We start from the raw sequence: 22,773 nt of genomic DNA on the forward strand, positions 1-22,773 counted from the left end.
AGTGCCTCGCGCAGCCCGTTGTTGGGCTGTGATCGTGGATGAATGAACACACTTCCGCGGTTGATTCTAGCGAAGGACCTGTCCAGGATCGGTCTGACTACCAGGGCATTGTCCGCGCAGGCCCGTTCAGGGAAGCTTGTCCGCATTCGTCATGGCGTATACGTGGAGGCGGTGCGCTGGAACGAGCTGCAGCCGTGGGAGCGGTACAGGCTCCGAGTCGAGGCCGCGGCAGAGACGTTTACTTCGCTCACCACGTTTTCGCACCACTCAGCCGCGGCAATTAGCGGGATGCCGGTCATCCTGCGGAAACAGCCGATCCACGCACTCACCGCATTCTCCGGCGGCGGTCGGTCCAGCGCAGGAGTCCGTCGGCACTATGTACCTGAACAAGCCCACAACAGTGAACAGTTGGAGGGGTTTCTCGTCACAGGCCGGATCCGTACTGTCCTCGATATCGCCGCGACGGTCCCCTTCGCGGAAGCCGTGGTGCCCATGGATTACGTCCTGAAATCCGACGCGGTTCGAGGCATTGATGGGGGCTATTCGCAGGCGGCGGTTCGGCGTATCAGGGCGGTGGTCGATTTCGCCGATCCGCAGTCCTGCTCGCCGGGGGAATCCTATAGCCGGGGGCTGATCCACGTTGCCGGCTTTGCCTCGCCAGTGCTGCAATACGAGGTCAGAAACGGTTCTGCCAGGATCGCCATTACGGATTTCTACTGGGAGGAGACCAGGGTTGCGGGCGAATTCGATGGCCGCGAGAAGTACCTCAAACCCGAGTATCTGCGTGGACGAACGCCGTCGGACGTGGTGTATGAGGAAAAGGTACGCGAAGACCGGATCCGGGCCACGGGCAGAAACGTGGCTCGGTGGGTCTGGGACGAACTCAACAGTCCGGGCCGACTGGAACGAATACTGCTCGACGCCGGAGTGCCGCTCCGTCGTCGCGCCTCTGGGGGACACCCAAATGTGTCCGTGACAAGCAAACGGGCCGGTGACACTCGGATATGAGTGTCACCGGCCCGTTTGCGCAGCGATTGCCCGTTTGCGAGTCGCGACGCAAGAGCAGGAACTACAGCACTCGGCTCAGGAATTCCTTGGTGCGGGCGTGCTGGGGGTTGGCGATGATTTCGCGGGGGTCGCCGGATTCCACCACCACACCTCCGTCCATGAAGGTCAGGCGGTCGCCGACTTCGCGGGCAAAGCCGATCTCGTGGGTCACCACGATCATGGTCATGCCGGACTTTGCCAGATCCTTCATCACGTTGAGCACGTCGCCCACGAGTTCGGGGTCAAGTGCGGAGGTGGGCTCGTCGAAGAGCATCAATTCGGGTTCCATGGCCAGGGCCCTGGCAATCGCGACACGCTGTTGCTGGCCACCGGAAAGCTGTGCCGGGTAGTGGTTGGCTCGATCGGCCAGGCCCACTCGGTCCAACAATTCAAGGGCGGCCTTCTTGGCATCGCTCTTGGATTTGCCCTTGACCTGCACGGGCGCTTCCATCACGTTGTACAGGGCGGTCTTGTGCGGGAACAGGTTGAAGCGTTGGAAGACCATGCCGATTTCCCGGCGCTGCGCGGCGATTTCTTTGACCTTCAGGTCGTGGAGGCGCCCGTTGACTTCGCGGTAGCCGATGAGTTGGTCACCGACCGAAATGCGGCCGGCGCTGATGGTTTCCAGCAGGTTCACGCAGCGGAGCATCGTGGACTTGCCCGAACCGGACGGGCCGATGACAACGGACACTTCGCCCTGGTTGACCGTCAGGTCGATGCCGCGGAGCACGTGGTGGGGACCGAAGTACTTGTGGAGGCCTTCGATCCGCACCAGCGGTTTCTGGGTGGTGATGGTCATTTTGCCTCATCCTCCGGGAAGTCCATCTTCAAGGACGGCTCTGCTTCGGCACTCGGTGCCACGGCTGCGGCAGCCTTGGCGGCTGCGGGGTTGATGAGGGCCGGAGCCTGGTTTGTGTCCACGCCCTTGCCGTAATACTTCTCGATGTAGTGCTGACCCACCATGAGAAGACTGGTGACCAGGAGGTACCAGAAGGCGGCAATGATCAGGAGCGGGATCGGGAGGTAGATCCGGTTGGCCAGGGCGTTGGTCGCGAAGGTCAGGTCCAGGGTGAACGGCACGGCCAGGACCAAGGAGGTGGTCTTAAGCATGCCGATGGTCTCATTGCCCGTAGGCGGGACGATGATACGCATGGCCTGCGGCAGCACGATCCGCCACATGATCTTGCCCTTGCCCATGCCCAGGGCTTCGGCTGCCTCCGTCTGGCCTTTGTCCACGGACTTCAGTCCGGCCCGGAAGATCTCTGCAAGATACGCGGATTCGTTCAGGCCCAAGCCGAGGATGGCCGGGATGAGGCCGTGGGTGGGGTCCGAGAGCACGTAGGTCACGAGTTGAGGGCCAAAAGGAATCCCGAGGGAAATCGTCGGATAGAGAACCGTGACCAGTCCCCAGAAGAGCAGCTGTGTGTAGACAGGTGTGCCGCGGAAAAACCAGACCCAGAGCCAGCTTGTGTAGCGCAGGACGGGGTTGTCGGACTGGCGCATCACGGCCAGCAGGATGGCCAAGACAATCGCCAGAACCATTGCAGCGACGGTCAGAAGCAGGGTCCAGCCCACGCCCTGGACGACCTTGACGTCCAGGATGTAGGTCCCGACCACGTCCCAGCGGAAATTGGGGTTCGTGATCGCGCTCTGAATCATAAGGATCACGGCGCCAACGATGATGATCGCGCTGATCCAACGGCCAGGATGCCTTACCGGCACCGCGTCGTTCAGCACGGGCGCGGCGTGGCCTGGTTGATGATGATCCATCTGTGCACCTGATTTGTTATCGGTGGCGGGAATACTCAAGACTTGACCGCCGGGTTGACCTCGGACTTGGTGATGGCGCCTTCGGCGTTGCCCCAGCCAGTGAGGATCTTCTTGTAGGAACCGTCAGACATGAGCTTGGTCAGCGTCTTCTGGATGACATCGGCGAGGGCGGTGTCCGACTTGGCAACAGCGATGCCCTGGGGAGCAGCGTCGTACACATCGCCGAGCTTCTCAAGCTGTCCGTTGGTCTGCGTCAACGCGTAACCAATGATGGGGGAGTCGGCTGCCATGGCGTCGATGCTGCCGTTGACGAGCCGGGTGGTGACGTCGGTCTGGTTCTTGAGGGTCACGATGTTGATCGGCTGCTTGCCGTCAGCTGCGCACTTCTTGTTGCGGCCCGAGAGATCCGGGTCTTCCTGGACGGTACCGGTCTGCACGCCGATGGACTTGCCGCAGACGTCATCCAGGGAGAACTTCTTCGGGTTGCCCTTCTGCACGGCCCAAGCGGTGCCGGCGTTGAAGTAGCTGACCATGTTGACGGCGCCGAGACGCTCAGGGTTGATGGTGAAGGACGAGATGCCCAGATCGTACTTGGGGCCCAGGGCGGGGAGGATGCCCGTGAATTCGGCGGTCTGCACCTGGACCTTCAGGCCGAGGGTGGCGCCGATCGCCTTGGCGATGTCGACGTCGTAACCGACCGGGGTCTGGCCGTCGGTTCCGAGGAATTCCGCAGGAGCGTAGGTCGTGTCCGAGCCAACGGTCAGCGTGCCCTTGGACTTGATGGCCGCGGGGACCAGTGCAGCCAGGGTGTCGTCCTTGGTGATGGTGCTGGGGTCAAAGCTTGCATTGGCACTGCCGGAAGGCGAGGCGGCACTCGACGGGCCTGCCTCTGAGGCGTTGGTGCAGGCAGTCAGTGCCAAGGCGCCGATTGCGATGATGGTTGCAGCCTTGAGCGTCGAACTGACCGGAAGCGAACGGAATTTCTGCATTTTCTTACCTTTTGTTGCAGTGGATGCGAAACTAATCGGTTCATAGTGTAGCGCCGAACATGAGATGTGCGTCACAGAAAACTAAGTTTTACTATTGGATAACCTACCAAGCAAAAAATCAAGCCCCCCAACGTGGCTATTGTCTCGCACCCCAGACAGTTGGGAGGGTAGGTTTCGAACGGAATCCTTGGGTTTGGGGGCTTAGTTGCTAATCCCCAGCGACTCGAGCATCGGCCGGAATTTGGCCCAGGTCTCGGCCAGCTCGGCGTCGGGAACCGAGCCTTCAACGATCCCACAGCCCGCATAGAGGCGCACGGTGGTGGGACTTTCGATGATCGCGCCGCGCAGTGCGATGCCCCACTCGCCGTTGCCTGCGGCGTCGAGCCACCCGACCGGTCCGGCGTAGGGCCCCCGATCCATGTGCTCAAGCTCCCGGATCAGTTCCCCGGCAATCAAAGTAGGTGTGCCACACACTGCGGCTGTGGGGTGGAGCGCGTTGATCAGGGCCAGGCATGTAGGGACATGTCCCTCAATATCGGCGAGCTCGGCCTTCACGTCCGATGCCAGGTGCCACACATTGGGCAGTTCCAGGATGAATGGTTCGCTGTGGGCGTTCATGGCCTCGGAAAAGGGCGCGAGCTGCGTGGTGAGCGATTGGATGGCGATCTCGTGCTCGTGCCGTTGTTTCTCGGAACCGGCCAGCACGCGTTCGGCGTATTCCATGGGGGAGCCGTCCATTCCCTCGGCGTCGCGACGGTCCAGCGTGCCGGCCAGGACCCGCGCTTGTGCAGTGCGGCCCTCCACCTGGATGAGCATTTCCGGCGTCGCTCCCACCAAGCCGTCGACGCCGTATGTCCAGCATTCGCGGTAACGGCTGGCCAGCTGCCGCAGGACGTTGGCGGCGTTGACGCCGTCGGGCAGTGTCGCCACGACGTCGCGCGCCAGGACCAGCTTCTCCAGCTTTCCGGTCCGGATTTCCGCGACGCCGTCGGCCACAGCCTGTTTCCAGGCGGTTTCGCTCAGCGAGCCGCTCTCCAGCGTCACCTTCCCGTCACCCAACTGGCTCGCATTTGTTGTCGTTATGGGCCTTCTAAACGACAACAACTGCGAGTTAGTTGGGTGCCCGACGGCGGAGCCTCCCGCCGCCGTTAGCTCACCGACGCCGGGGCTAAGCCAGTCCGCCAGGGCGGCGAGGGCGCCCGCCTCGGTGAGTGCGACGTCGTCGAGCGTCAACTGGGTGAGCCATGACTGCCCGTCCCGGATCCCGACAACAATTTCCGGAAGGATCAAGCGGGACTCAAAGTCGGACGTCTTGGAGAAGGCAAAGGAGCCAAAGGCGACAGGGCCGGTGCCGGGGATCTCGAGGGGATCCGTGACGTCGGCCTCGATGACGAGGTGGCGCCACCAGATGTCGGCCTCGAGAAAGCGATCGGGTCCGGAAGCGGTGAATCGCGTGAGTTCGCCGAAGCCCACCAAGCCGTTCTCGCGGCGGGACCAGCACAGGACGTCGTCCCGGACCAGAAATGACGGCAGTCCCCCGGAGGATGAGTCAACATCGAGGGGGACTGTCAAGGTCTTCAAAATGCTGGTGCGGAGCGTACTCGTCATGATGGAACAACATTACTCCCGCGGGCAACGGTAGCCGTGCTGGCCGGAACAGGAACCCGGAGCGCGAACCCTGCCCGTACCGGAGCGCCCCGAAAGTTCTTCCCATATTTGTCTGAGACAATTGCAGGGTGAACCGAGCATCCTTGGAAAAGCGTCCGGACGAAGTTGCGACGATGTTTGACGATGTCGCCCCCAAATACGACGTCGTCAACGATGTCCTGTCAATGGGGCAGACCCGGCGTTGGCGCCGCGTCGTCGTGGATGCGATGGATGTTCGGGTAGGCCAAAAGGTCCTGGATCTGGCTGCCGGTACCGGCACATCCAGCGAACCGTACGCCGACGCCGGAGTGGACGTTGTGGCCTGCGACTTCTCGCTCGGGATGCTGAAGGTCGGCAAGCGCCGCCGCCCCGACATCAATTTCGTTGCCGGGGACGCCACCAAGCTGCCCTTCGCCGACAACTCCTTCGACGCGTGCACCATTTCCTTCGGCCTGCGCAACGTCAACGAACCACACAAGGCCCTCGCGGAGATGTTCCGCGTCACCAAGCCGGGCGGACGCCTGGTTATCGCCGAATTCTCGGCCCCCGTGGTCCCCCTCTGGCGGACCATGTACACCGAATACCTCATGCGTGCACTGCCCGCCATCGCCACCAAGGTCTCCTCCAACCCGGACGCCTACGTGTACCTCGCCGAGTCCATCCGCGCCTGGCCGGACCAGGACCACCTGGCCGCGTGGCTGCAGGAAGCCGGTTGGACCGACGTCAATTACCGCAACCTGAGCGGCGGCATCGTCGCGGTGCACCGCGCCCAGAAGCCCGGTGCCGAACACCGGGAAAGCGTTCCGGTGGCCAAGCTGCGCCGCCAGATCAAGCCGCGCCGCCAAGCCGGCGATCAGTCCCGCTAACCGGCCTATTAACAAGGACGCTGTGAACGTACTGATAGTCGGCGCAGGGCCAGCCGGGTCCACCGCCGCGTACTACCTTGCCCAGGCGGGCATTTCCGTGACGGTCCTGGAAAAGACCGCTTTCCCGCGTGAGAAGGTCTGCGGCGACGGCCTCACTCCCCGCGCGGTCCGCGAAATCCAGAAGCTCGGCCTCCCGCACGCCGAAGACGAGGGGTGGCGCCGGAACAAAGGGCTCAGGCTCATCGCCGGCGGCCGCACCATTGAATTGCCGTGGCCCGAGGTCGCCGATTTTCCCACGTACGGACTCATCCGTACGCGCCTCGGGTTCGACGAGGAGCTGGCCCGGCACGCCCAGTCGGCGGGCGCCGTCGTGCTTGAACGTCACAGCGTTACCGAAGCACTGCGCAACGACGCCGGGCGAGTGATCGGCGCCCGCGCCGCCCTGCTCGACGAGTCCGGACGCAAGACGGGCGAAACGCGCGACTTCCATGCCGACGTCGTGCTCGCCGCAGACGGCAACTCCACCCGCACCGCCGTTTCGCTCGGCATGCACAAGCGCGATGACCGCCCGCTCGGCGTCGCCGTCCGCACCTACTTCACCTCGCCGCGCCACGACGACGATTGGATGGAAGGCTGGCTCGAGCTCCCTGGCAAATCAGGCAAGCCGCTGCCCGGTTACGGCTGGGTTTTCGGCGTTGGAGATGGCACTTCCAACGTTGGCCTCGGGATCCTGAACTCCTCCAAGGAATTCGGCAAGCTCGACTACAAGCAGGCCCTGCGCGAATGGACCGCCGGCATGCCGTCCGAGTGGGGCTTCACACCCGAAAACCAAGTGGGCGAGATCCGCGGGGCCGCCCTGCCCATGGGCTTCAACCGCACCCCGCACTACTCGCCGGGGCTCATGCTCCTGGGCGACGCCGGCGGCATGGTTTCCCCGTTCAACGGCGAGGGCATTTCCTACGCCATGGAGTCCGCCCGCTTTGCGGCCGAGTTCATTATCGACGCCAGCTCGCGTTCGCGTTCAGCCGGGTGGACCGTCGACGACGCCGACGCGCACCTTTCGCGGTACGCGGACTACGTGCGGGACCAATGGGGTTCACACTTCACCCTGGGCCGGGTCTTTGCTGCCCTCATCGGTAAGCCCGCCGTCATGAAACTCGCGCTACGGACGGGCATGCCCATTCCGGTGCTGATGCGCTTCGTGGTGCGGATGCTCGCCAACCTCACGGATGCGTCCGCCAAGGGTTTCGAGGACCGCGCCATCCGCGTCCTTGAGATGCTGGTTCCGGCCACGTCCAACACCACATCCACCGCCGCTTCCACCCGCGTCGGCACCGAATCAACGCTTTCCTCCGCGAAAAGTTAGGGTTAACCCGTGACTCACTCTGCCGAACACAGTTGGACGCATGCCGGGCACGGCTTGCCGGACGCTGTCGAACCCGCTCCCACCACTACCGCGATCGCCACTGGCCTGCAGCTTCCTGCCGGTTTTGCGGCTATCGCCAAGGACGTGGAGTTGGGTCCTGCCATCACTACGAACCTTGCCCGCGTGGAAAAGAAGCTCCGCGAAGCAATTGCCAACTCGGATCCCTTGGCTGACGCAACGTCGCGTCACTTGGTGGAAGCCGGCGGCAAGCGCATCCGCCCGTTGTTGACCCTCCTGTGCGCCCACCTCGGCGACGCGTCCCGTCCGGAAGTGGTCCAGGCCGCCGTCGTGGTTGAACTGACCCACCTGGCCACCCTCTATCACGACGACGTGATGGACTCGGCGCCCTACCGCCGCGGCGCCCCCACGGCCCACGAAGTCTGGGGCAACTCGGTGGCCATCCTCACGGGCGACCTGATCTTTGCCCGCGCCTCGATCCTGGTGTCCGAACTCGGGTCGCGTGCCTTGGGAATCCAGGCCCGCACCTTCGAACGTCTGTGCCTCGGGCAGCTGCACGAAACCGTGGGCCCGCGTGAAGGCGAGGACGCCGTGGAGCACTACCTCTCCGTCATCGCCGACAAGACCGGCTCCTTGGTTGCGGCCTCGGGCCAGCTCGGTGCAATCTTCGCCGGTGCCGACGAGGCCTTCGAAGACGTGCTGGTGGAGTACGGCGAGAAGGTTGGCGTGGCCTTCCAACTGGCCGACGACGTCATTGACGTCACCGGCGTCAAGGTCAAGTCCGGCAAATCCCCGGGTACTGACCTCCGCGAAGGCGTTCCCACGCTGCCCGTCCTCCTGCTCCGGAAGGCTGCCGACAATGGTGACCGCTCCGCCGTCGAACTCTTGAAGCTGGTCGATGGCGATTTGTCCTCCGATGAGGCCCTGGCCTTGGCCGTCGCGGGGCTCCGCGAGCATCCCGTCACCGCCGAATCCTGGGTGATTGCCCGCCAGTGGTCCGCCGAAGCCATTGAAGCCTTGAAGCCGTTGCCCGAAGGCGTGGTCAAGGAGTCGCTCACGAACTTCGCCCACGCCGTTGTGGAGCGCGCCAGCTAGTTTGGTGGCCCCGCAGACCCAACTAGCTAACAGTTGTTGTCGTTTTGAGTCGTCATAACGACAACAACTGCGAGCTACTTGGGCGGAGTGGGCTTAAATGCAATGGCCCCGGTTCCTTGCAACGCTACGAGTCACGCGCTGCAACGAACCGGGACCATAATCTCCGTTCGCATCAGACTCACCGGAGGCATTTAGTGAATCCGGTTACAGCATATGACAACTTTGTCACGGGTGCAACTTTCCCGGTCAAAGGGTTTTTTGGAGTTTGTTGGGAAATTCGCGTCGTAAATTCCCCACCTTTGACGGACCTCTGAACCAGGGAGGCCAGGATTCTCGGGGTCGGAATCACGGGAGCTCGCTCAAAACCGGGGAGTCTCGGCGCCGGTCAGTTGTCCACATAGGGAAACTCTGGCCTTTCAGCGCCAACACCGCACTGTTGAAGTTGGTTTATGGACCTCGTTGGCTTCCTGAAATACGCGGGCTCCGCTGCGAGAACCTCCACCGTGAAGCAGGCCGGCTTCTCCGACCGTGCCATCCGAACAGCGGTTGCTGGAGGCGAGATCGTGCGGCGACGCTGGGGTGTGCTGGCCTTGCCCGTCGCCCAGGAGGACCTCGTCGCAGCCCTCAGTGCAAACGGCCTGCTCACCTGCGCATCCGGGGCCCGGCACCATGGCATCTGGGTTTTGCATGAACCCCGGACCCTCCATTTGCTGTGCAGGCGCGGCAACGCCCGGGATTTCGTGGTCCACCGTGAGTCAGTCGTGGAGACCCGGCAGATCCGTCCCGTGGCGAGCCTGACAGACACGCTGCTGCATTCCCTCCGCTGCCTGCCTGATATTGAGGCGGCCATCATGGCGGAAAGTGCCCTCCTCCAAGGCCGGACCAATCTTGATTACCTCCGGGAGAGGCTACCGGGCAACCGGAACGGGGCGGCCCGGAAGGTGCTCACACTGGTCGACGGTTGGCAGACTCTCCGATCGAGGTCGTGGCGCGGATACTTTTCCGGCAGGCAGGAATCCACACCGAGACGCAGGTCGAATTGCCCGGAATCGGCATTGTGGACTTCTTGCTAGAGGGAAAGCTGATCGTCGAGGTCGACGGCGAGAGCCACTTGCAGCCTCGGCAGGTCAAACTCCCCGGTTTTGGACAGGTCAGGCCATACAGAGAGAAGGACAGCCCCGGAAGCTTGGGGTTCGGGAGGAAGTCTCAGCCCAAAGGTGGGGAGAAAGCTCCGGAAGCTTGGGGTTCGGGAGGAAGTCTCAGCCCAAAGGTGGGGAGAAAGCTCCGGAAGCCCCCCAAAAAACCCTCAGTCTTCTTCGTCGCTGAAAGCCCAGTCGAACATGTCGAACACGAACTCGGAGAACGTGCCTTCTTCGGATTTCCACTGGCCGCGGGCGTTGTTGCGGCGCCACACGATCGGATCCGGGACGCCGAGGTCGCCTACCCGGAAGCCCCAGGTGAACTGCTCTTCTTCGTCCTCGAGGAACATGAGGAAGCCTTCGTCGTCCACTTCGAGCTCTTCGGGGTCCCAGAAGTAGTGGTAGGCCTCCATGAGGTCCTCGCAGCCACCGAGGGCGAGGTAGAACTCGCGCAGCACCATGGGAATGGTGAACGTGTGGGCGGACAGGGCCTCGTCCACCTCAGCGGCGGACAGCCCATCTTCTTCCTGCCATTCGTCCTCGAGATACTTCGGTACAAGCGCGCGGAACTTCTCGAGGAACATGTCAGTCATGCTCCCATCCTAGCTAATCGCGGCCACGTGATTCGGCGCCCGGGGAGACCCCGGCGCGGTGCCATCCCCGGACCGCCAAAGGCACCCGCCAACCCCAACGCCAAGCCACCACCCGGAAGGCGAAAACCCAGGCGGCAATGACCCCGGCCGTCACACCGTTGAAGGCTCCGATGTTCCAGAGCAGTGCGGTCAGGGCGGCTCCCGTGAAGGCTGGCAGGGCGTAGAGATCCCGGGCATTGAAGAGGGTGGGAATTTCGTTGGCCGTGATGTCGCGGAGCAAACCGCCGCCCACGGCCGTGGTGACTCCCAGGAGGATTGCAGCCACCGGATTCATCCCGGCGGCCAGTGCTTTAAGCGTCCCGGTGATGCAGAACAAAGCCAGCCCGCCGGCGTCGAACAGGGTCAAGAGGGACGTGAAGCGCTGGATGCTCGAAAACAGGAAGTACACCAACACTGCGGCCAACACGGGCGGCAGCAGATAGACCGGGTTGGTGAAGGCCGCGGGCGGGCCGGCGTTGATGACGATGTCGCGGATGACACCGCCGCCCAGGGAAACCAGCGAAGCCAACAGCAGAGAGCCGATGATGTCGAACTGCTTCTTGGCCGCGAGCAAGGATCCGGACACGGCGAAAAAGAAGACGCCGGCCAGATCCAGCCATACCAGCGCAAGGTCAAAAGTGAACAAATGCAGCTCCATTCTTCGTTCACAGACGGGCGATCATGCTCGCCCAACGTTACGCTTGCACGCATGAACAGCCCTGTCTTAATCGCGTGCGCCCACGGAACCCGGAACGTCGAAGGGCAAGCCGCGATCCGCCAGGTCATGGCCGAGATTGAGGCGCTCCGGCCCGGCCTGACCGTTGTCGAGGCCTACGTGGACGTCCAGGAGCCCGAGTTGGGCGGCGTGGTGGCCGGCCTCCCGGAAGGCACGCCCGCCGTCGTCGTTCCTTTGTTGCTCAGTACCGGCTACCACGTCAAAGTGGACATCCCCAAGGCGATCAAGTCCCGCCCGGAGGTGTCCGCGGCGCCGCCGCTGGGGCCGGATCCGCGGCTCGCAGAGTTGCTCGCCGCACGGTTGCGCGACTCGGGCCTGGGCGACGACGACGGCGTCCTGCTCGCCGCCGCGGGCTCATCGCTGCCGGACGGTTCCGTCGATTCGGAAGAGCAGGCGCGCCAGCTCGCCGAGCTGCTTCCCAACAAGGTGCGCGTCGCCTATGGCGCCAGTGCCGAACCGAACGTCCCCGACGGCGTCGCGGCCTTGCGCTCTGAAGTCACCGGAGACGGTGGCCGGGTGGTGGTGTCCTCGTATCTGCTGGCCACGGGCTACTTCCACGACCAGCTGTCCAAGGCCGGGGCCGACGTCGTGACGGCACCGCTGCTGCCTTCTCCGGTGCTCGCGAAGATCGCCCTGGAACGCTACGACGCAGTGGTTGCCGCGAGCGCCTAAGCGGGATTTTCGAATGCACAGCGCGGCCAGGTGAACAAGGCCCGACGGCGGTTCGTGACGAAATATTTCCCTAGGTGACTCTTCGTTTCTGCGTCGTTGTTGGAGAAATCTGGCCAGCCCTACAGTCGATGCATGACTGATACAGCTCTAGCCGGAGCGTCTGCGGACGAGGCTGCCCCCACGCGCCCGGCCCGCACCGCCCGTCCTGCCGCGAAACCCCACGGCCAGTGGAAAGTCGACGGCACCGCGCCGCTCAACGCCAACGAAACCTGGAAGCAGGAAGACAACGGGCTCAACGTCCGCGAGCGTATCGAGTCTGTCTACTCCAAGCACGGCTTCGACTCGATCGACGGCACGGACCTGCACGGCCGCTTCCGCTGGTGGGGCCTGTACACCCAGCGCAAGCCCGGTATCGACGGCGGCAAGACCGCCACGCTTGAGCCGCACGAGCTTGAGGACAAGTACTTCATGCTCCGCGTGAGGATCGACGGCGGTGCGCTCACCACCGAGCAGCTGCGCGTCATCGGCCAGATCTCCGTGGACTTCGCCCGTGGCAGCGCCGACCTGACCGACCGCCAGAACATCCAGCTGCACTGGATCCGCGTGGAGGACGTGCCGGAAATCTGGCGCCGCCTCGAATCCGTCGGCCTGTCCACCACCGAGGCTTGCGGCGACGTCCCGCGTGTCATCCTTGGCTCCCCGGTTGCCGGCATCGCCAAGGACGAGATCATCGACCCCACGCCGCTGATCCACGAACTCGCGGAGCGCTTCATCGGCGACCCCGAGCTCGCCAACCTGCCGCGCAAATACAAGACCGCCATCACCGGCCACCCCTCGCAGGACGTTGTCCACGAGATCAACGACTTCGGCCTGGTCGGCATGGTCCACCCCGAACTCGGCGTCGGCTACGACCTCTGGGTAGGCGGCGCGCTTTCCACCAATCCGATGCTCGCCAAGCGGCTCGGTGCGTTCGTGAAGCCCGAGGAAGCCGCAGAAGTATGGCTCGGCGTCACCAGCATCTTCCGCGACTACGGTTACCGCCGCATGCGGACCAAGGCACGCCTGAAGTTCCTCCTGGCGGATTGGGGTCCCGAGAAGTTCCGCCAGATCCTTGAAGACGAATACCTCGGCTTCAAGCTCGCCGACGGCCCCGCAGCCCCCAAGCCTTCAACACCCGGCGACCACGTCGGCATCCACGAGCAGAAGGACGGCAAGTTCTTCATCGGTGCCACGCCCTTGGCCGGTCGCCTTTCGGGCAGCCAGCTCGTGAAGCTGGCTGACACCCTCGAAGCCCGCGGCTCGTTCCGCCTGCGCACTACCCCGCACCAGAAGATTGTTGTGCTCGACGTCGCCAAAGAGCAGGTGGAACCGCTCGTCGCCGATCTGGACACCTTGGGCCTATCCGCCCGCCCGTCCGTGTTCCGCCGCGGCACCATCGCCTGCACCGGCATCGAATTCTGCAAGCTCGCCATCGTGGAAACCAAGGTCACGGCAGCCACCGCCGTCGCCGAACTGGAACGCCGCCTGGCCGATCTCGCGGGCAGCGGCCAGTTGCCCCAGGCACTGTCCCTGCACATCAACGGCTGCCCCAACTCCTGCGCCCGCATCCAGACCGCGGACATCGGGCTCAAGGGCATGATGCTGCCAACGCCCGACGGCGACCCCACCCCGGGTTTCCAGGTCCACTTGGGCGGCGGGCTGGCTTCGTCCGACCGCGAAGAAGCTGGCCTCGGACGCACCGTGCGCGGCCTCAAGGTTTACGTCGAGGACTTGCCCGATTACGTAGAGCGGGTAGTCCGGAAGTTCGTGGCCGACCGCACCGAAGGCCAGACCTTCGCCGAATGGGCACACTCCGCAGATGAAGGAGATCTCCAGTGACCACCACAACCGAGCTCCGCTCCCACGACGAACTCAAGGCCCTCGCCGAAGCCGGTGCCGCAGAGCTCGGCTGGAACGCGCCCGCCCGCGACGTCATCGCCTGGGTGGCCCGCAACTTCGAACTGCCCGCCGTCGCCGTCGCCTGCTCCATGGCCGACGCCGTGCTGCCGGCCCTCGTCGCGGACCAGTTTCCCGGCGTCGACGTCCTCTTCCTGGAGACCGGCTACCACTTCCCGGAAACCCACGCCACACGCGACGAGGTCGCCGCGAACCTGCGCGTGAACATCGTGGACGTGCTCCCGGAAAACACCGTGGAGCAGCAGGACCGGCTTCTCGGCAAGGATCTGTTTGCCCGCGACGCCGCCCAGTGCTGCGCGCTCCGCAAGGTCCAGCCGCTGCGCCGGACCCTCGCCGGCTACGAAGTCTGGTTCACCGGAGTCCGCCGCGACGAGGCCCCCACCCGGACCAACACCCCGCTGATCACGTGGGACGAGACCAACGGCCTGGTCAAGGTCAACCCTATGGCCGACTGGAGCTTTGACCAGCTGGTCCAGTACTCCGAAGACAACATCCTTCCCGTCAACCCCCTCCTGAGCCAGGGCTACCCGTCCATCGGATGCCAGCCCTGCACCCGCAAAGTGGCCCCGGGAGCGGACCCCCGCTCCGGCCGCTGGGCAGGAACCGACAAGACAGAATGCGGACTACACGTATGAGCATTTACCAGACTTCCGTGGCCGTCGACCCCGAAGCCGCCCCCGCCCCTTCGCGGGACGGCGATGCTGCAAGCAGCATCGCGTCCCGCTCCGACAGGCCCGATGCCACTCCCTGGGCGGCATCGGGGCCGACGGCGGGGGCGGCAGTCGGCGTCGAACCCCGCGCACGCCTGTCCAGCCTGGACACGTTGGAGTCCGAGGCAATCCATATCATCCGCGAGGTTGTTGCCGAGTTCGAGAAGCCTGCGCTGCTGTTCTCCGGTGGCAAGGACTCCGTGGTGATGCTGCACCTGGCCACGAAGGCGTTCTGGCCGGGCAAGGTTCCGTTCCCGGTGCTGCACGTGGACACCGGCCACAACTTCCCCGAGGTCATCGATTTCCGTGACCGCACGGTGGAACGCCTGGGCCTCAAGCTCGTGGTTGGCTCCGTCCAGGAGTTCATCGACCGCGGCGAACTTGCCGAGCGTGCTGACGGTACCCGCAACCCGCTGCAGACCGTGCCGCTGCTGGATGCAATCCAGCGCAACAAGTTCGACGCCGTCTTCGGCGGCGGGCGTCGCGACGAGGACAAGGCCCGTGCCAAGGAACGCATCCTGAGCTTGCGCGACGAATTCGGCCAGTGGGATCCCCGCAACCAGCGCCCCGAATTGTGGAACCTGTACAACGGCCGCCACACCGTGGGCCAACACGTCCGCGCGTTCCCCATCAGCAACTGGACCGAGCTGGACGTCTGGCGTTACATCGAACGCGAAGGCATTGAGCTGCCCGGCCTGTACTACGCCCACGAGCGCGAGGTTTACGAACGCGATGGCATGTGGCGTGCGGTCGGCGAGGTCTCCATGCCGAAACCCCACGAGGAAGTCATTACGAAGCTCGTCCGCTACCGCACGGTGGGCGACATGTCCTGCACCGGGGCCGTCCTTTCGGACGCGACCGACGTCGCTGCTGTTGTCCTAGAAGTTGCCGCATCCACACTCACCGAACGTGGCGCCACCCGTGCAGATGACCGCATCTCCGAGGCAGCCATGGAAGACCGCAAGAAGGACGGCTACTTCTAATGAGCACTGAGACTTCACTCCTGGAGACCGGCCTGCGCGAATCAACGCTGTTCCGCTTCGCCACGGCTGGATCCGTCGACGACGGCAAGTCCACCCTCGTAGGCCGCCTGCTGCACGATTCCAAGGCGATCCTCGCGGACCAGCTCGACGCCGTCGCCCGCACCTCAGCGGACCGTGGCTTCGGCGGAGCCGGTGCCACCGGCAGCCAGGCGATCGACCTCGCCCTCCTGACCGACGGCCTTCGCGCCGAGCGGGAACAGGGCATCACTATCGATGTCGCCTACCGCTACTTCGCCACGGACCGCCGCAGCTTCATCCTCGCGGACTGCCCCGGCCACGTGCAGTACACCAAGAACACGGTGACGGGCGCGTCCACTGCGGATGCCGTCGTCGTACTCATTGACGCCCGAAAGGGAGTCTTGGAGCAGACCCGCCGCCACCTGTCAGTGCTGCAGTTGCTCCGCGTGGCGCACGTGATCGTCGCCGTGAACAAGATCGACCTCGTGGACTTCAGCGAGTCCGTCTTCCGCGAGATCGAGACGGACGTGCAGAAAGTCGCCCGCGAGCTTGGCTTGGGCAGCGACGGCATTGCCGACGTAGCGGTCATCCCGGTGTCAGCCCTCGACGGCGACAACGTGGTGGACCGCTCGGACCGCACTCCTTGGTATAGCGGCCCGGCCCTGCTCGAGGTACTGGAAACCCTTCCGGCCGCCGACGAGCTCGAAAGCCACCTGGAGAGCTTCCGCTTCCCGGTCCAGCTGGTCATCCGGCCGCAGGGCGCGCTGGCTCCCGACGCCGTCGCCGCAGGGCTCGACGTCGGAGCGTACCGCGACTACCGTGCCTACGCCGGCCAGATCACGGAAGGAACCGTGAAGCTCGGTGACAAGGTAACCGTCCTGAGCCCTGGCCACGAGCCCCGCATCACCACCGTGACGGGGATCGACTTCGCCGGCAGCGAGCTGGCTGAGGCTACTGCTCCGCAGTCGGTGGCGATCCGCCTGGCCGATGAAATCGACATCGCCCGCGGTGACACCATTGCCGCAGCAGGGACGGTGCGCGAGAGCTCGGCCGATCTGTACGCGGCGCTGTGCTGGCTTTCGCCCAAGCCGCTGCGCGAAGGTGCCAAGGTGCTCGTGAAGCACGGGACCCGGACCGTCCAGGCGCTCGTCCGCAATGTGTCGGGCAAGCTCGACCTGGCCACGTTCAACGTGGAGGCAGCCTCGAGCCTTGAGCTGAACGACATCGGCAACGCCCAACTTCGACTGGCCGCGCCCTTGCCCTTGGAGAACTACCTGCACCACCGCCGCACGGGTGCGTTCCTGGTGATCGACCCCGTGGACGGCAACACCCTGGCCGCCGGCCTGGTGAAGGACCACCCCGGCGACCACGAGGACGAACGTTACGTCATCTGACCTTCTTGGTGACTGGAACCGCAGCTTGCTTCCCAAACCCCGCCTTCAAGGTCCGGGATGGGAAACAAGCTGCGGTTTTATTGCGTTGGAGTCATCCCAATTGTGACGCCGGATGAACGTGCGTGACCCCGGGTTTCCGGGTCATTGAACGGCAAATATGACAGTCCCTATGGTGAATCCATGACCTCATCGGATTGGTCCTTGCCTGCCCTCCCGGGGCGATGTCGCAGGGCCTGATAGACGCCCAGCCCCTTCACGCACTCCAAGGATCAACATGTCAAACACCCCAGAACCCACGCCGCCCGCCTCGAACCCGGGAACCACGCGCATCGTCGCCGGCGAGAGCAACAAGCCCAAGCGCCGCCGCACGCTCGAGATCGCAATCGCCGTCGGACTCGTCCTGCTGATCGGTGCTGGCGCCGCCGTCGCATCGGTTGTGGCGAAGAACAACGAAACCCAGGCCTCGGCGGCAACGACGCCCGCCGCCGAACTCCGGCTCGGCTATTTCGGCAACGTCACCCACGCCCCCGCGCTGGTGGGCGTCAGCAAGGGCATCATCGCCAGCAAGCTGGGCAGCACCAAGCTCACCACCCAGATCTTCAACGCCGGACCGGCCGCGGTCGAGGCCCTGAACGCCGGAGCGATCGACGCCGCGTACCTTGGCCCCAACCCGGCCATCAACTCCTTCGTCCAGAGCAAGGGCGCCTCGATCAGCATCATCGCCGGCGCGGCTTCCGGCGGAGCCCAGTTGGTGGTCAAGCCCGGCATCAACAGCGCCGCGGACCTCAAGGGCAAGACCCTCGCCTCGCCGCAGCTCGGCGGCACCCAGGACGTGGCACTGCGCGCCTGGCTGGGCAAGCAGGGCCTGAAGACCAACCCGAACGGCGGAGGCGACGTCGCCATCAACCCGACCGACAACGCACAGACCCTCAAGCTCTTCCAAGACGGAAAGCTCGACGGCGCGTGGCTGCCCGAGCCTTGGGCCTCACGTCTGGTGGTCCAGGCCGGAGGCAAGGTCCTCGTGGATGAGAAGGACCTCTGGGACGGGTCCACGACCGGAAAACCAGGTGCGTTCCCCACCACCATCCTGATCGTGAGCAAGAAGTTCGCCGCCGAACACCCGCAGACCGTGACCGCACTGCTCCAGGGCCACGAAGCCTCGGTCAACTGGCTCAACACCGCTTCGCCCGCCGACAAGGCCACGGCCATCAACGCCGCGCTGAAGGCGACCGCGGGCAGCACGCTCCCGGCTGACGTCATCGACCGCTCGCTGAAGAACATCACCTTCACTGTGGACCCGCTCGCGGGAACCTACAAGAAGCTGCTCCAGGACGGGGTCGACGCCGGCATCACGAAACCGGCCGACATCAACGGCATCTTCGACCTCCGCGCCCTCAACAGCGTGACCGGGCAGAAGACCTCGGCCGCAGGACTGGGCCAAGACTGAACCGCCAAAACCCAACTGGCTCGCAATAGTTGTCGTTTTGAGGCCTCATAACGACAACAACTGCGAGTCAGTTGGGCGCACATTCACCAACGAAGCAACGAACGAAGGACGGGACCATGCCAGTCGTACTGGAACACCTGGGTAAACGCTTCGGCGACGGCGCCCCGGTGCTGGACGACGTCAACGCCACCATCGAGCAAGGCGAGTTCGTCGCCCTGCTCGGTGCGTCCGGCTGCGGCAAATCCACCCTGCTGAACATCCTCGCGGGGCTGGACCAGCCGACGTCGGGCGCCCTGGAGGTGCCCAGCGACGGTGCCGCCTTCATGTTCCAGGATTCAGCGCTGTTCCCGTGGCTCACTGCCCGCGGCAACATCGAACTCGCGCTGAAACTCGCCGACAAGTCCGGCAGCCTGAGCAAAGCGTCGCGTGCTGCCCGTGCGGGCGAGCTGTTGGACCTCGTCCATTTGGGTGGCGCGGGGGACAAGCGCCCGCACGAGCTGTCCGGCGGCATGCGGCAACGCGTCGCCCTGGCCCGCGCTTTGGCCCAGGACCGGCAGCTGTTGCTCATGGACGAACCGTTCGCTGCCCTCGACGCCATCACCCGCGACCTTCTGCACGACGAGCTCGAGCGGATCTGGAAGGAAACGGGCCGCACCATCGTGTTCGTGACGCACAACGTGCGCGAAGCCGTCAGGCTCGGCCAGCGGGTCCTGCTGCTGTCCTCCCGTCCGGGACGGGTCGTGGCCGAGTGGAACGTCACCGAGGAACACCGGACCGACGCCGGCCGTGCCGGGGAGCTGACCGGAACCATTACCCGCCGCCTGCGCGAGGAGATCCGCCGCCATGCCAATTGAACAAGAGACCCGGCTTGCCGAAGGAGAAACTGCCGAGCAAGCTCCGCAGTCCCGCCACATCACCTCGCCGTCCCTAAAGGGAAACCCGGACGAACTCCGGGATCTCGAGGCCGGCCTGGACAAGCTGCAGTCGGACGCCCACCGCAAGGCGCGCATCGACTGGACCCGGGTCATCCTCCCTATTGCGGCGCTCCTGGTCCTCATCCTGGCATGGCAGTTCTACGTCTCCCTCGGTTTCAAGCGTCGCGACCAGGTTCCCGGGCCGCTTGACGTCCTGGGCCAGTTCGGTGCCCTTTGGGCCGAGGGCAAGGCACAGGAAGCCATCTGGACCTCCCTTCAGCGCGGCGTCATCGGATTCCTCATCAGCGTCGCCGTGGCTACTCCGGTGGGCCTGCTCCTGGCACAGGTGCAGCCGCTGCGCCGTGCCTTCGGCCCCCTCATCTCCGGGCTCCAGGTGCTGCCGTCGGTGGCCTGGGTTCCGGCGGCGATCATCTGGTTCGGGCTCTCGGACGGCACTGTTTACTTCGTCGTCCTCATGGGTGCCATCCCGTCCATCATCAACGGGCTGATTTCCGGCGTCGACCAGATTCCGCCGCAATACCGGAGCGTCGGCAAGGTTCTCGGGGCCTCGCGACTACAGATGGCCTTGCAGATTGTCCTGCCAGCGGCCCTTCCCGGCTACCTTGGTGGCCTCAAGCAGGGCTGGGCTTTCTCCTGGCGTTCGCTCATGGCCGCCGAAATCATCGCTGTCGGCGGCACTATCGGCTTCGGCCTCGGTTCGCTCCTGGACCAGGGCCGCACCTTGTCCGACATGGCTACTGTCATGTCCGCGATCCTGGCGATCCTGTTTGTGGGCATCCTGATCGAGCTCGTCGTGTTCGCCCCGATTGAGCGCCGACTCCTCCTGCGCCGCGGCCTGCTGGCGGGCAGCACGCGCTAAGGAATTCCCGGGTCCACCCCGTGGTTGATGCGGGCATGAAACGAATCGGTTTTCTTTCCTTCGGCCATTGGGGACCCGTCCAAGGCTCGCGCACTCCTTCGGCCGGCGACGCCTTGCTCCAAGGGATCGACCTTGCGGTTGCGGCCGAGGAACTCGGCATCAACGGAGCCTTCTTCCGCGTGCACCACTTTGCGCGCCAGCAGGCCTCGCCGTTCCCCTTGCTGGCGGCCATCGCGGCCCGGACCAACCGGATCGAAATGGGCACGGGCGTGATCGACATGCGCTACGAAAACCCGCTGTACATGGCCGAAGAAGCCGCGGCCACGGACCTCATCAGCCAAGGCAGGCTCCAGTTGGGCATCAGCCGTGGTTCACCCGAGCCGGCCCTGCACGGCGCCCGGTACTTCGGCTACGCGCCGGCCGAGGGTGAGGACGACGCCGCGATGGCCCGCCGCCACACCGCCGTATTCCGGCATGCCATCGCGGGCCATGGAGTGGCCGAAGCTGATCCTTCCTTCATGGGCGGCGGGCGTGGCCTCCTGCCGATCCAGCCGACGTCGCCCGGGCTGCCGCAGCGCATCTGGTGGGGCGCCGGCACCCGCAAGACCGCGGTCTGGGCCGCGGAACAAGGCATGAACCTGATGAGCTCCACGCTGCTCACCGAGGACACCGGGGTTCCCTTCGATCAGCTCCAGGCCGAACAGATCAGCATGTTCCGCGAGGCTTGGGCCGCCGCAGGACACGGTTTTGAGCCGCGCGTTTCGGTCAGCCGCAGCATCATTCCCGTGGTTGACGCCGAGGACGAACACTATTTCGGGCTCCGTGCGCAGGTGGATAACCGGGACCAAGTGGGAATGCTCGACGGTGCCTTGTCGCGGTTCGGCAAGAGCTACGTCGGCCCACCCGATGCCTTGGCCGAGGAACTCGCGCAGGATGCCGCGGTACAGGCTGCGGACACGGTGCTGGTCACCGTGCCCAACCAACTAGGGGTGGAATACAACATCAAGCTGCTGGGTAACATCGCCAAGTACGTGGCTCCGGCGATCGGCTGGGAGGCGCCCAGCGCTTAGGCGTAATGTGACGCCGGGTTACCTAGCGTGAACTGGTGTTTCCGGACCTTTGAAGCATGTTACGGCCCGGCCCTACAGTTTTTTCATGGCAATACAGGACATCTACCCCACAGCCCTGCGGCTGCTTGGCCGCCCGGTGCTGGTGGTAGGCGGCGGACCCGTGGCCGCGCGACGCGCCAAGGGACTGCTCGACGCCGGAGCCCGGGTGACCGTGGTGGCCCCCGTTGCCTCTGACGCGCTCAGCGAACTCGCCGCCTCCGGTCTGCTCACCTGGGAGCCGCGCGCTTACCTTTCCTCCGACGTCGACGGCGTGTGGTTCGTCCAGACGGCTACCGGCGTTGCCGCTGTGGACGCCCAGGTAGCCGCCGACGCCGAGGCGCAGCGCATCTGGTGCGTCAATGCCTCGGACCACGAAGCCTCGGCTGCCTGGACCCCCGCCGTCGCCGTTGTGGACGACGTCAAAATCGCCATCAATGCCGGGGGAGACCCCCGCCGTGCGATGGCGTTGCGCGACGCAGTTGCCACCGCACTTGAGACGGGAGACCTGCCGCTCCGCCGTCGTCGTGCCTCGATCGGAAGCGTCGCCCTCGTGGGTGGCGGGCCCGGTGACTCTGGCCTCATCACCGTTCGCGGCCGTCGCCTGCTGGGCCAGGCCGACGTCGTCGTCGCGGACCGCCTCGGACCGCGCGACTTGCTGCAGGAACTTGCTCCGGACGTCCGCGTGATCGAAGTCGGGAAGACTCCCGGCCACCACCCCGTGCCGCAACTGGAGATCAACCGGATCCTGGTGGAGGAAGCCCTGGCCGGCCACCGTGTGGTCCGACTCAAAGGCGGCGACCCCTACGTCCTGGGCCGCGGCGGCGAGGAAGCAGAATTCTGCCGGAAGAACGGCGTCGAGGTTGAAGTGGTTCCCGGTGTCACGTCGGCGATCTCCGTACCGGCGGCAGCAGGCATTCCCGTGACGCACCGCGGACTTGCGAAGAGCTTCAGCGTGGTGACCGGCCACGAGGAACTGTCCGAAGTCCCGGCGCGGCCTGACCACACCGTGATCCTGCTTATGGGCGTCGCCAAACTCCGCGAATCCGCCGCTGCCCTCGCGGAATCCGGAATGCCCTTGGACACGCCAGTAGGTATCGTAGAGAACGGCTACATGCCCGAACAGCGCGTCACGATCGGCACTTTGGCAACGATTGCAGACCAAGCCGAGGCCACCGGCGTCGCAAATCCCGCAGTGATTGTGATCGGCGATGTCGTCCGTGTCAGCCCGTTTGCCCCCGAACATTTCAAGACCGCTGATTACAGCACCCTGACCCCCAACAAGCCCCGCGTCGTTACCCCTTAGCCCCTCACCCAACTAGCTCGCAGTTGTTGTCGTTATGAGCCCTCAAAACGACAACAACTGCGAGCTAGTTGGGAAGCACACT

Annotated in this window: 21 protein-coding genes; 15 read left to right on the forward strand and 6 right to left on the reverse strand. The window is 64.7% G+C overall.

Annotation, left to right across the window (positions count from 1 at the left end):
• Window positions 1-42 precede the first annotated feature (42 nt).
• Window positions 43-1,008 carry a type IV toxin-antitoxin system AbiEi family antitoxin domain-containing protein gene (locus tag AB4074_RS12195; protein ID WP_441413603.1) on the forward strand — a complete coding sequence of 322 codons (966 nt, stop codon included), beginning with the start codon at window positions 43-45 and terminating at the stop codon, window positions 1,006-1,008.
• A gap of 61 nt (window positions 1,009-1,069) precedes the next feature.
• Here the strand turns inward: AB4074_RS12195 and AB4074_RS12200 are convergent, their stop codons facing one another.
• The 4 genes from AB4074_RS12200 to AB4074_RS12215 all read right to left on the reverse strand — a co-directional run bounded on the left by AB4074_RS12200 (window position 1,070) and on the right by AB4074_RS12215 (window position 5,414).
• On the reverse strand, window positions 1,070-1,846 hold the full coding sequence (locus tag AB4074_RS12200; RefSeq protein WP_274619627.1) for an amino acid ABC transporter ATP-binding protein: 777 nt from the start codon (window positions 1,844-1,846) through the stop codon (window positions 1,070-1,072).
• Window positions 1,843-2,817, reverse strand: coding sequence for an amino acid ABC transporter permease (locus AB4074_RS12205; RefSeq protein WP_441413604.1), 975 nt, complete (start codon window positions 2,815-2,817; stop codon window positions 1,843-1,845). Before AB4074_RS12205 ends, AB4074_RS12200 begins: the two co-directional genes overlap by 4 nt.
• 35 nt (window positions 2,818-2,852) lie before the next feature.
• Entirely contained in the window at window positions 2,853-3,806 is a 954-nt protein-coding gene (locus AB4074_RS12210) for an ABC transporter substrate-binding protein (RefSeq protein WP_059387235.1), read from the reverse strand.
• A 201-nt stretch (window positions 3,807-4,007) separates the two neighbouring features.
• Window positions 4,008-5,414, reverse strand: coding sequence for an isochorismate synthase (locus AB4074_RS12215; protein WP_441413605.1), 1,407 nt, complete (start codon window positions 5,412-5,414; stop codon window positions 4,008-4,010).
• A gap of 128 nt (window positions 5,415-5,542) precedes the next feature.
• Between AB4074_RS12215 and AB4074_RS12220 the strand changes: the two genes are divergently transcribed.
• The 4 genes from AB4074_RS12220 to AB4074_RS12235 all read left to right on the forward strand — a co-directional run bounded on the left by AB4074_RS12220 (window position 5,543) and on the right by AB4074_RS12235 (window position 9,871).
• Window positions 5,543-6,319 (forward strand): demethylmenaquinone methyltransferase, encoded by a 777-nt coding sequence (locus AB4074_RS12220; protein ID WP_084784263.1) that lies wholly within the window; start codon window positions 5,543-5,545, stop codon window positions 6,317-6,319.
• 22 nt (window positions 6,320-6,341) lie between these two features.
• Window positions 6,342-7,685 (forward strand): geranylgeranyl reductase family protein, encoded by a 1,344-nt coding sequence (locus AB4074_RS12225; protein ID WP_441413606.1) that lies wholly within the window; start codon window positions 6,342-6,344, stop codon window positions 7,683-7,685.
• 9 nt (window positions 7,686-7,694) lie between these two features.
• Window positions 7,695-8,798 (forward strand): polyprenyl synthetase family protein, encoded by a 1,104-nt coding sequence (locus tag AB4074_RS12230; RefSeq protein WP_441413607.1) that lies wholly within the window; start codon window positions 7,695-7,697, stop codon window positions 8,796-8,798.
• A gap of 449 nt (window positions 8,799-9,247) precedes the next feature.
• Complete coding sequence (locus AB4074_RS12235; protein WP_441413608.1) at window positions 9,248-9,871, forward strand: hypothetical protein; 624 nt, start codon at window positions 9,248-9,250, stop codon at window positions 9,869-9,871.
• Between the two features lie 233 nt (window positions 9,872-10,104).
• Here the strand turns inward: AB4074_RS12235 and AB4074_RS12240 are convergent, their stop codons facing one another.
• Both AB4074_RS12240 and AB4074_RS12245 read right to left on the reverse strand, forming a co-directional pair.
• On the reverse strand, window positions 10,105-10,530 hold the full coding sequence (locus AB4074_RS12240; protein ID WP_441413609.1) for a hypothetical protein: 426 nt from the start codon (window positions 10,528-10,530) through the stop codon (window positions 10,105-10,107).
• Window positions 10,531-10,543: 13 nt separating this feature from the next.
• The gene (locus tag AB4074_RS12245) at window positions 10,544-11,215 is read right to left on the reverse strand and encodes a trimeric intracellular cation channel family protein (RefSeq protein WP_441413610.1); all 672 of its coding nucleotides are present in this window, start codon (window positions 11,213-11,215) and stop codon (window positions 10,544-10,546) included.
• A 63-nt stretch (window positions 11,216-11,278) separates the two neighbouring features.
• On the opposite strand from AB4074_RS12245, the gene AB4074_RS12250 reads away from it, so the two are divergent.
• The 10 genes from AB4074_RS12250 (at window position 11,279) to cobA (ending at window position 22,691) form a co-directional block, all read left to right on the forward strand.
• The gene (locus AB4074_RS12250; protein ID WP_441413611.1) at window positions 11,279-11,977 is read left to right on the forward strand and encodes a sirohydrochlorin chelatase; all 699 of its coding nucleotides are present in this window, start codon (window positions 11,279-11,281) and stop codon (window positions 11,975-11,977) included.
• A gap of 132 nt (window positions 11,978-12,109) precedes the next feature.
• Complete coding sequence (locus AB4074_RS12255; RefSeq protein WP_441413612.1) at window positions 12,110-13,855, forward strand: nitrite/sulfite reductase; 1,746 nt, start codon at window positions 12,110-12,112, stop codon at window positions 13,853-13,855.
• The gene (locus tag AB4074_RS12260) at window positions 13,852-14,568 is read left to right on the forward strand and encodes a phosphoadenylyl-sulfate reductase (protein ID WP_441413613.1); all 717 of its coding nucleotides are present in this window, start codon (window positions 13,852-13,854) and stop codon (window positions 14,566-14,568) included. Before AB4074_RS12255 ends, AB4074_RS12260 begins: the two co-directional genes overlap by 4 nt.
• A complete protein-coding gene (gene cysD, locus AB4074_RS12265; protein ID WP_441413614.1) occupies window positions 14,565-15,626 on the forward strand; it encodes a sulfate adenylyltransferase subunit CysD in 1,062 nt (353 codons plus the stop codon). The genes AB4074_RS12260 and cysD overlap by 4 nt, the downstream gene beginning before the upstream one ends.
• Window positions 15,626-17,038: a sulfate adenylyltransferase subunit 1 gene (locus tag AB4074_RS12270; RefSeq protein ID WP_441413615.1), complete on the forward strand. Its 1,413-nt coding sequence runs from the start codon at window positions 15,626-15,628 to the stop codon at window positions 17,036-17,038. Before cysD ends, AB4074_RS12270 begins: the two co-directional genes overlap by 1 nt.
• A 274-nt stretch (window positions 17,039-17,312) precedes the next feature.
• Window positions 17,313-18,485 carry an ABC transporter substrate-binding protein gene (locus tag AB4074_RS12275; protein WP_441413616.1) on the forward strand — a complete coding sequence of 391 codons (1,173 nt, stop codon included), beginning with the start codon at window positions 17,313-17,315 and terminating at the stop codon, window positions 18,483-18,485.
• 116 nt (window positions 18,486-18,601) lie between these two features.
• Window positions 18,602-19,339, forward strand: coding sequence for an ABC transporter ATP-binding protein (locus tag AB4074_RS12280; protein WP_437771159.1), 738 nt, complete (start codon window positions 18,602-18,604; stop codon window positions 19,337-19,339).
• Entirely contained in the window at window positions 19,329-20,279 is a 951-nt protein-coding gene (locus tag AB4074_RS12285; protein WP_441413617.1) for an ABC transporter permease, read from the forward strand. The genes AB4074_RS12280 and AB4074_RS12285 overlap by 11 nt, the downstream gene beginning before the upstream one ends.
• Before the next feature lie 35 nt (window positions 20,280-20,314).
• The gene (locus tag AB4074_RS12290; RefSeq protein WP_441413618.1) at window positions 20,315-21,349 is read left to right on the forward strand and encodes an LLM class flavin-dependent oxidoreductase; all 1,035 of its coding nucleotides are present in this window, start codon (window positions 20,315-20,317) and stop codon (window positions 21,347-21,349) included.
• A gap of 85 nt (window positions 21,350-21,434) precedes the next feature.
• A complete protein-coding gene (cobA, locus tag AB4074_RS12295) occupies window positions 21,435-22,691 on the forward strand; it encodes a uroporphyrinogen-III C-methyltransferase (protein ID WP_441413619.1) in 1,257 nt (418 codons plus the stop codon).
• Window positions 22,692-22,773 lie beyond the last annotated feature (82 nt).

The sequence above is a fragment of the Arthrobacter sp. 2MCAF14 genome (assembly GCF_052115645.1).
In the GTDB taxonomy this organism is placed as follows: domain Bacteria; phylum Actinomycetota; class Actinomycetes; order Actinomycetales; family Micrococcaceae; genus Arthrobacter.

Bases quoted from the DNA above. Each gene is read 5' to 3' on its own strand.
- AB4074_RS12195 (WP_441413603.1), top strand. From the start codon at position 43: ATGAACACACTTCCGCGGTTGATTCTAGCGAAGGACCTGTCCAGGATC.
- AB4074_RS12200 (WP_274619627.1), bottom strand. From the start codon at position 1,846: ATGACCATCACCACCCAGAAACCGCTGGTGCGGATCGAAGGCCTCCAC.
- AB4074_RS12205 (WP_441413604.1), bottom strand. From the start codon at position 2,817: ATGGATCATCATCAACCAGGCCACGCCGCGCCCGTGCTGAACGACGCG.
- AB4074_RS12210 (WP_059387235.1), bottom strand. From the start codon at position 3,806: ATGCAGAAATTCCGTTCGCTTCCGGTCAGTTCGACGCTCAAGGCTGCA.
- AB4074_RS12215 (WP_441413605.1), bottom strand. From the start codon at position 5,414: ATGACGAGTACGCTCCGCACCAGCATTTTGAAGACCTTGACAGTCCCC.
- AB4074_RS12235 (WP_441413608.1), top strand. From the start codon at position 9,248: ATGGACCTCGTTGGCTTCCTGAAATACGCGGGCTCCGCTGCGAGAACC.
- AB4074_RS12240 (WP_441413609.1), bottom strand. From the start codon at position 10,530: ATGACTGACATGTTCCTCGAGAAGTTCCGCGCGCTTGTACCGAAGTAT.
- AB4074_RS12250 (WP_441413611.1), top strand. From the start codon at position 11,279: ATGAACAGCCCTGTCTTAATCGCGTGCGCCCACGGAACCCGGAACGTC.
- AB4074_RS12255 (WP_441413612.1), top strand. From the start codon at position 12,110: ATGACTGATACAGCTCTAGCCGGAGCGTCTGCGGACGAGGCTGCCCCC.
- cysD (WP_441413614.1), top strand. From the start codon at position 14,565: ATGAGCATTTACCAGACTTCCGTGGCCGTCGACCCCGAAGCCGCCCCC.
- AB4074_RS12270 (WP_441413615.1), top strand. From the start codon at position 15,626: ATGAGCACTGAGACTTCACTCCTGGAGACCGGCCTGCGCGAATCAACG.
- AB4074_RS12275 (WP_441413616.1), top strand. From the start codon at position 17,313: ATGTCAAACACCCCAGAACCCACGCCGCCCGCCTCGAACCCGGGAACC.
- AB4074_RS12280 (WP_437771159.1), top strand. From the start codon at position 18,602: ATGCCAGTCGTACTGGAACACCTGGGTAAACGCTTCGGCGACGGCGCC.
- AB4074_RS12285 (WP_441413617.1), top strand. From the start codon at position 19,329: ATGCCAATTGAACAAGAGACCCGGCTTGCCGAAGGAGAAACTGCCGAG.
- AB4074_RS12290 (WP_441413618.1), top strand. From the start codon at position 20,315: ATGAAACGAATCGGTTTTCTTTCCTTCGGCCATTGGGGACCCGTCCAA.
- cobA (WP_441413619.1), top strand. From the start codon at position 21,435: ATGGCAATACAGGACATCTACCCCACAGCCCTGCGGCTGCTTGGCCGC.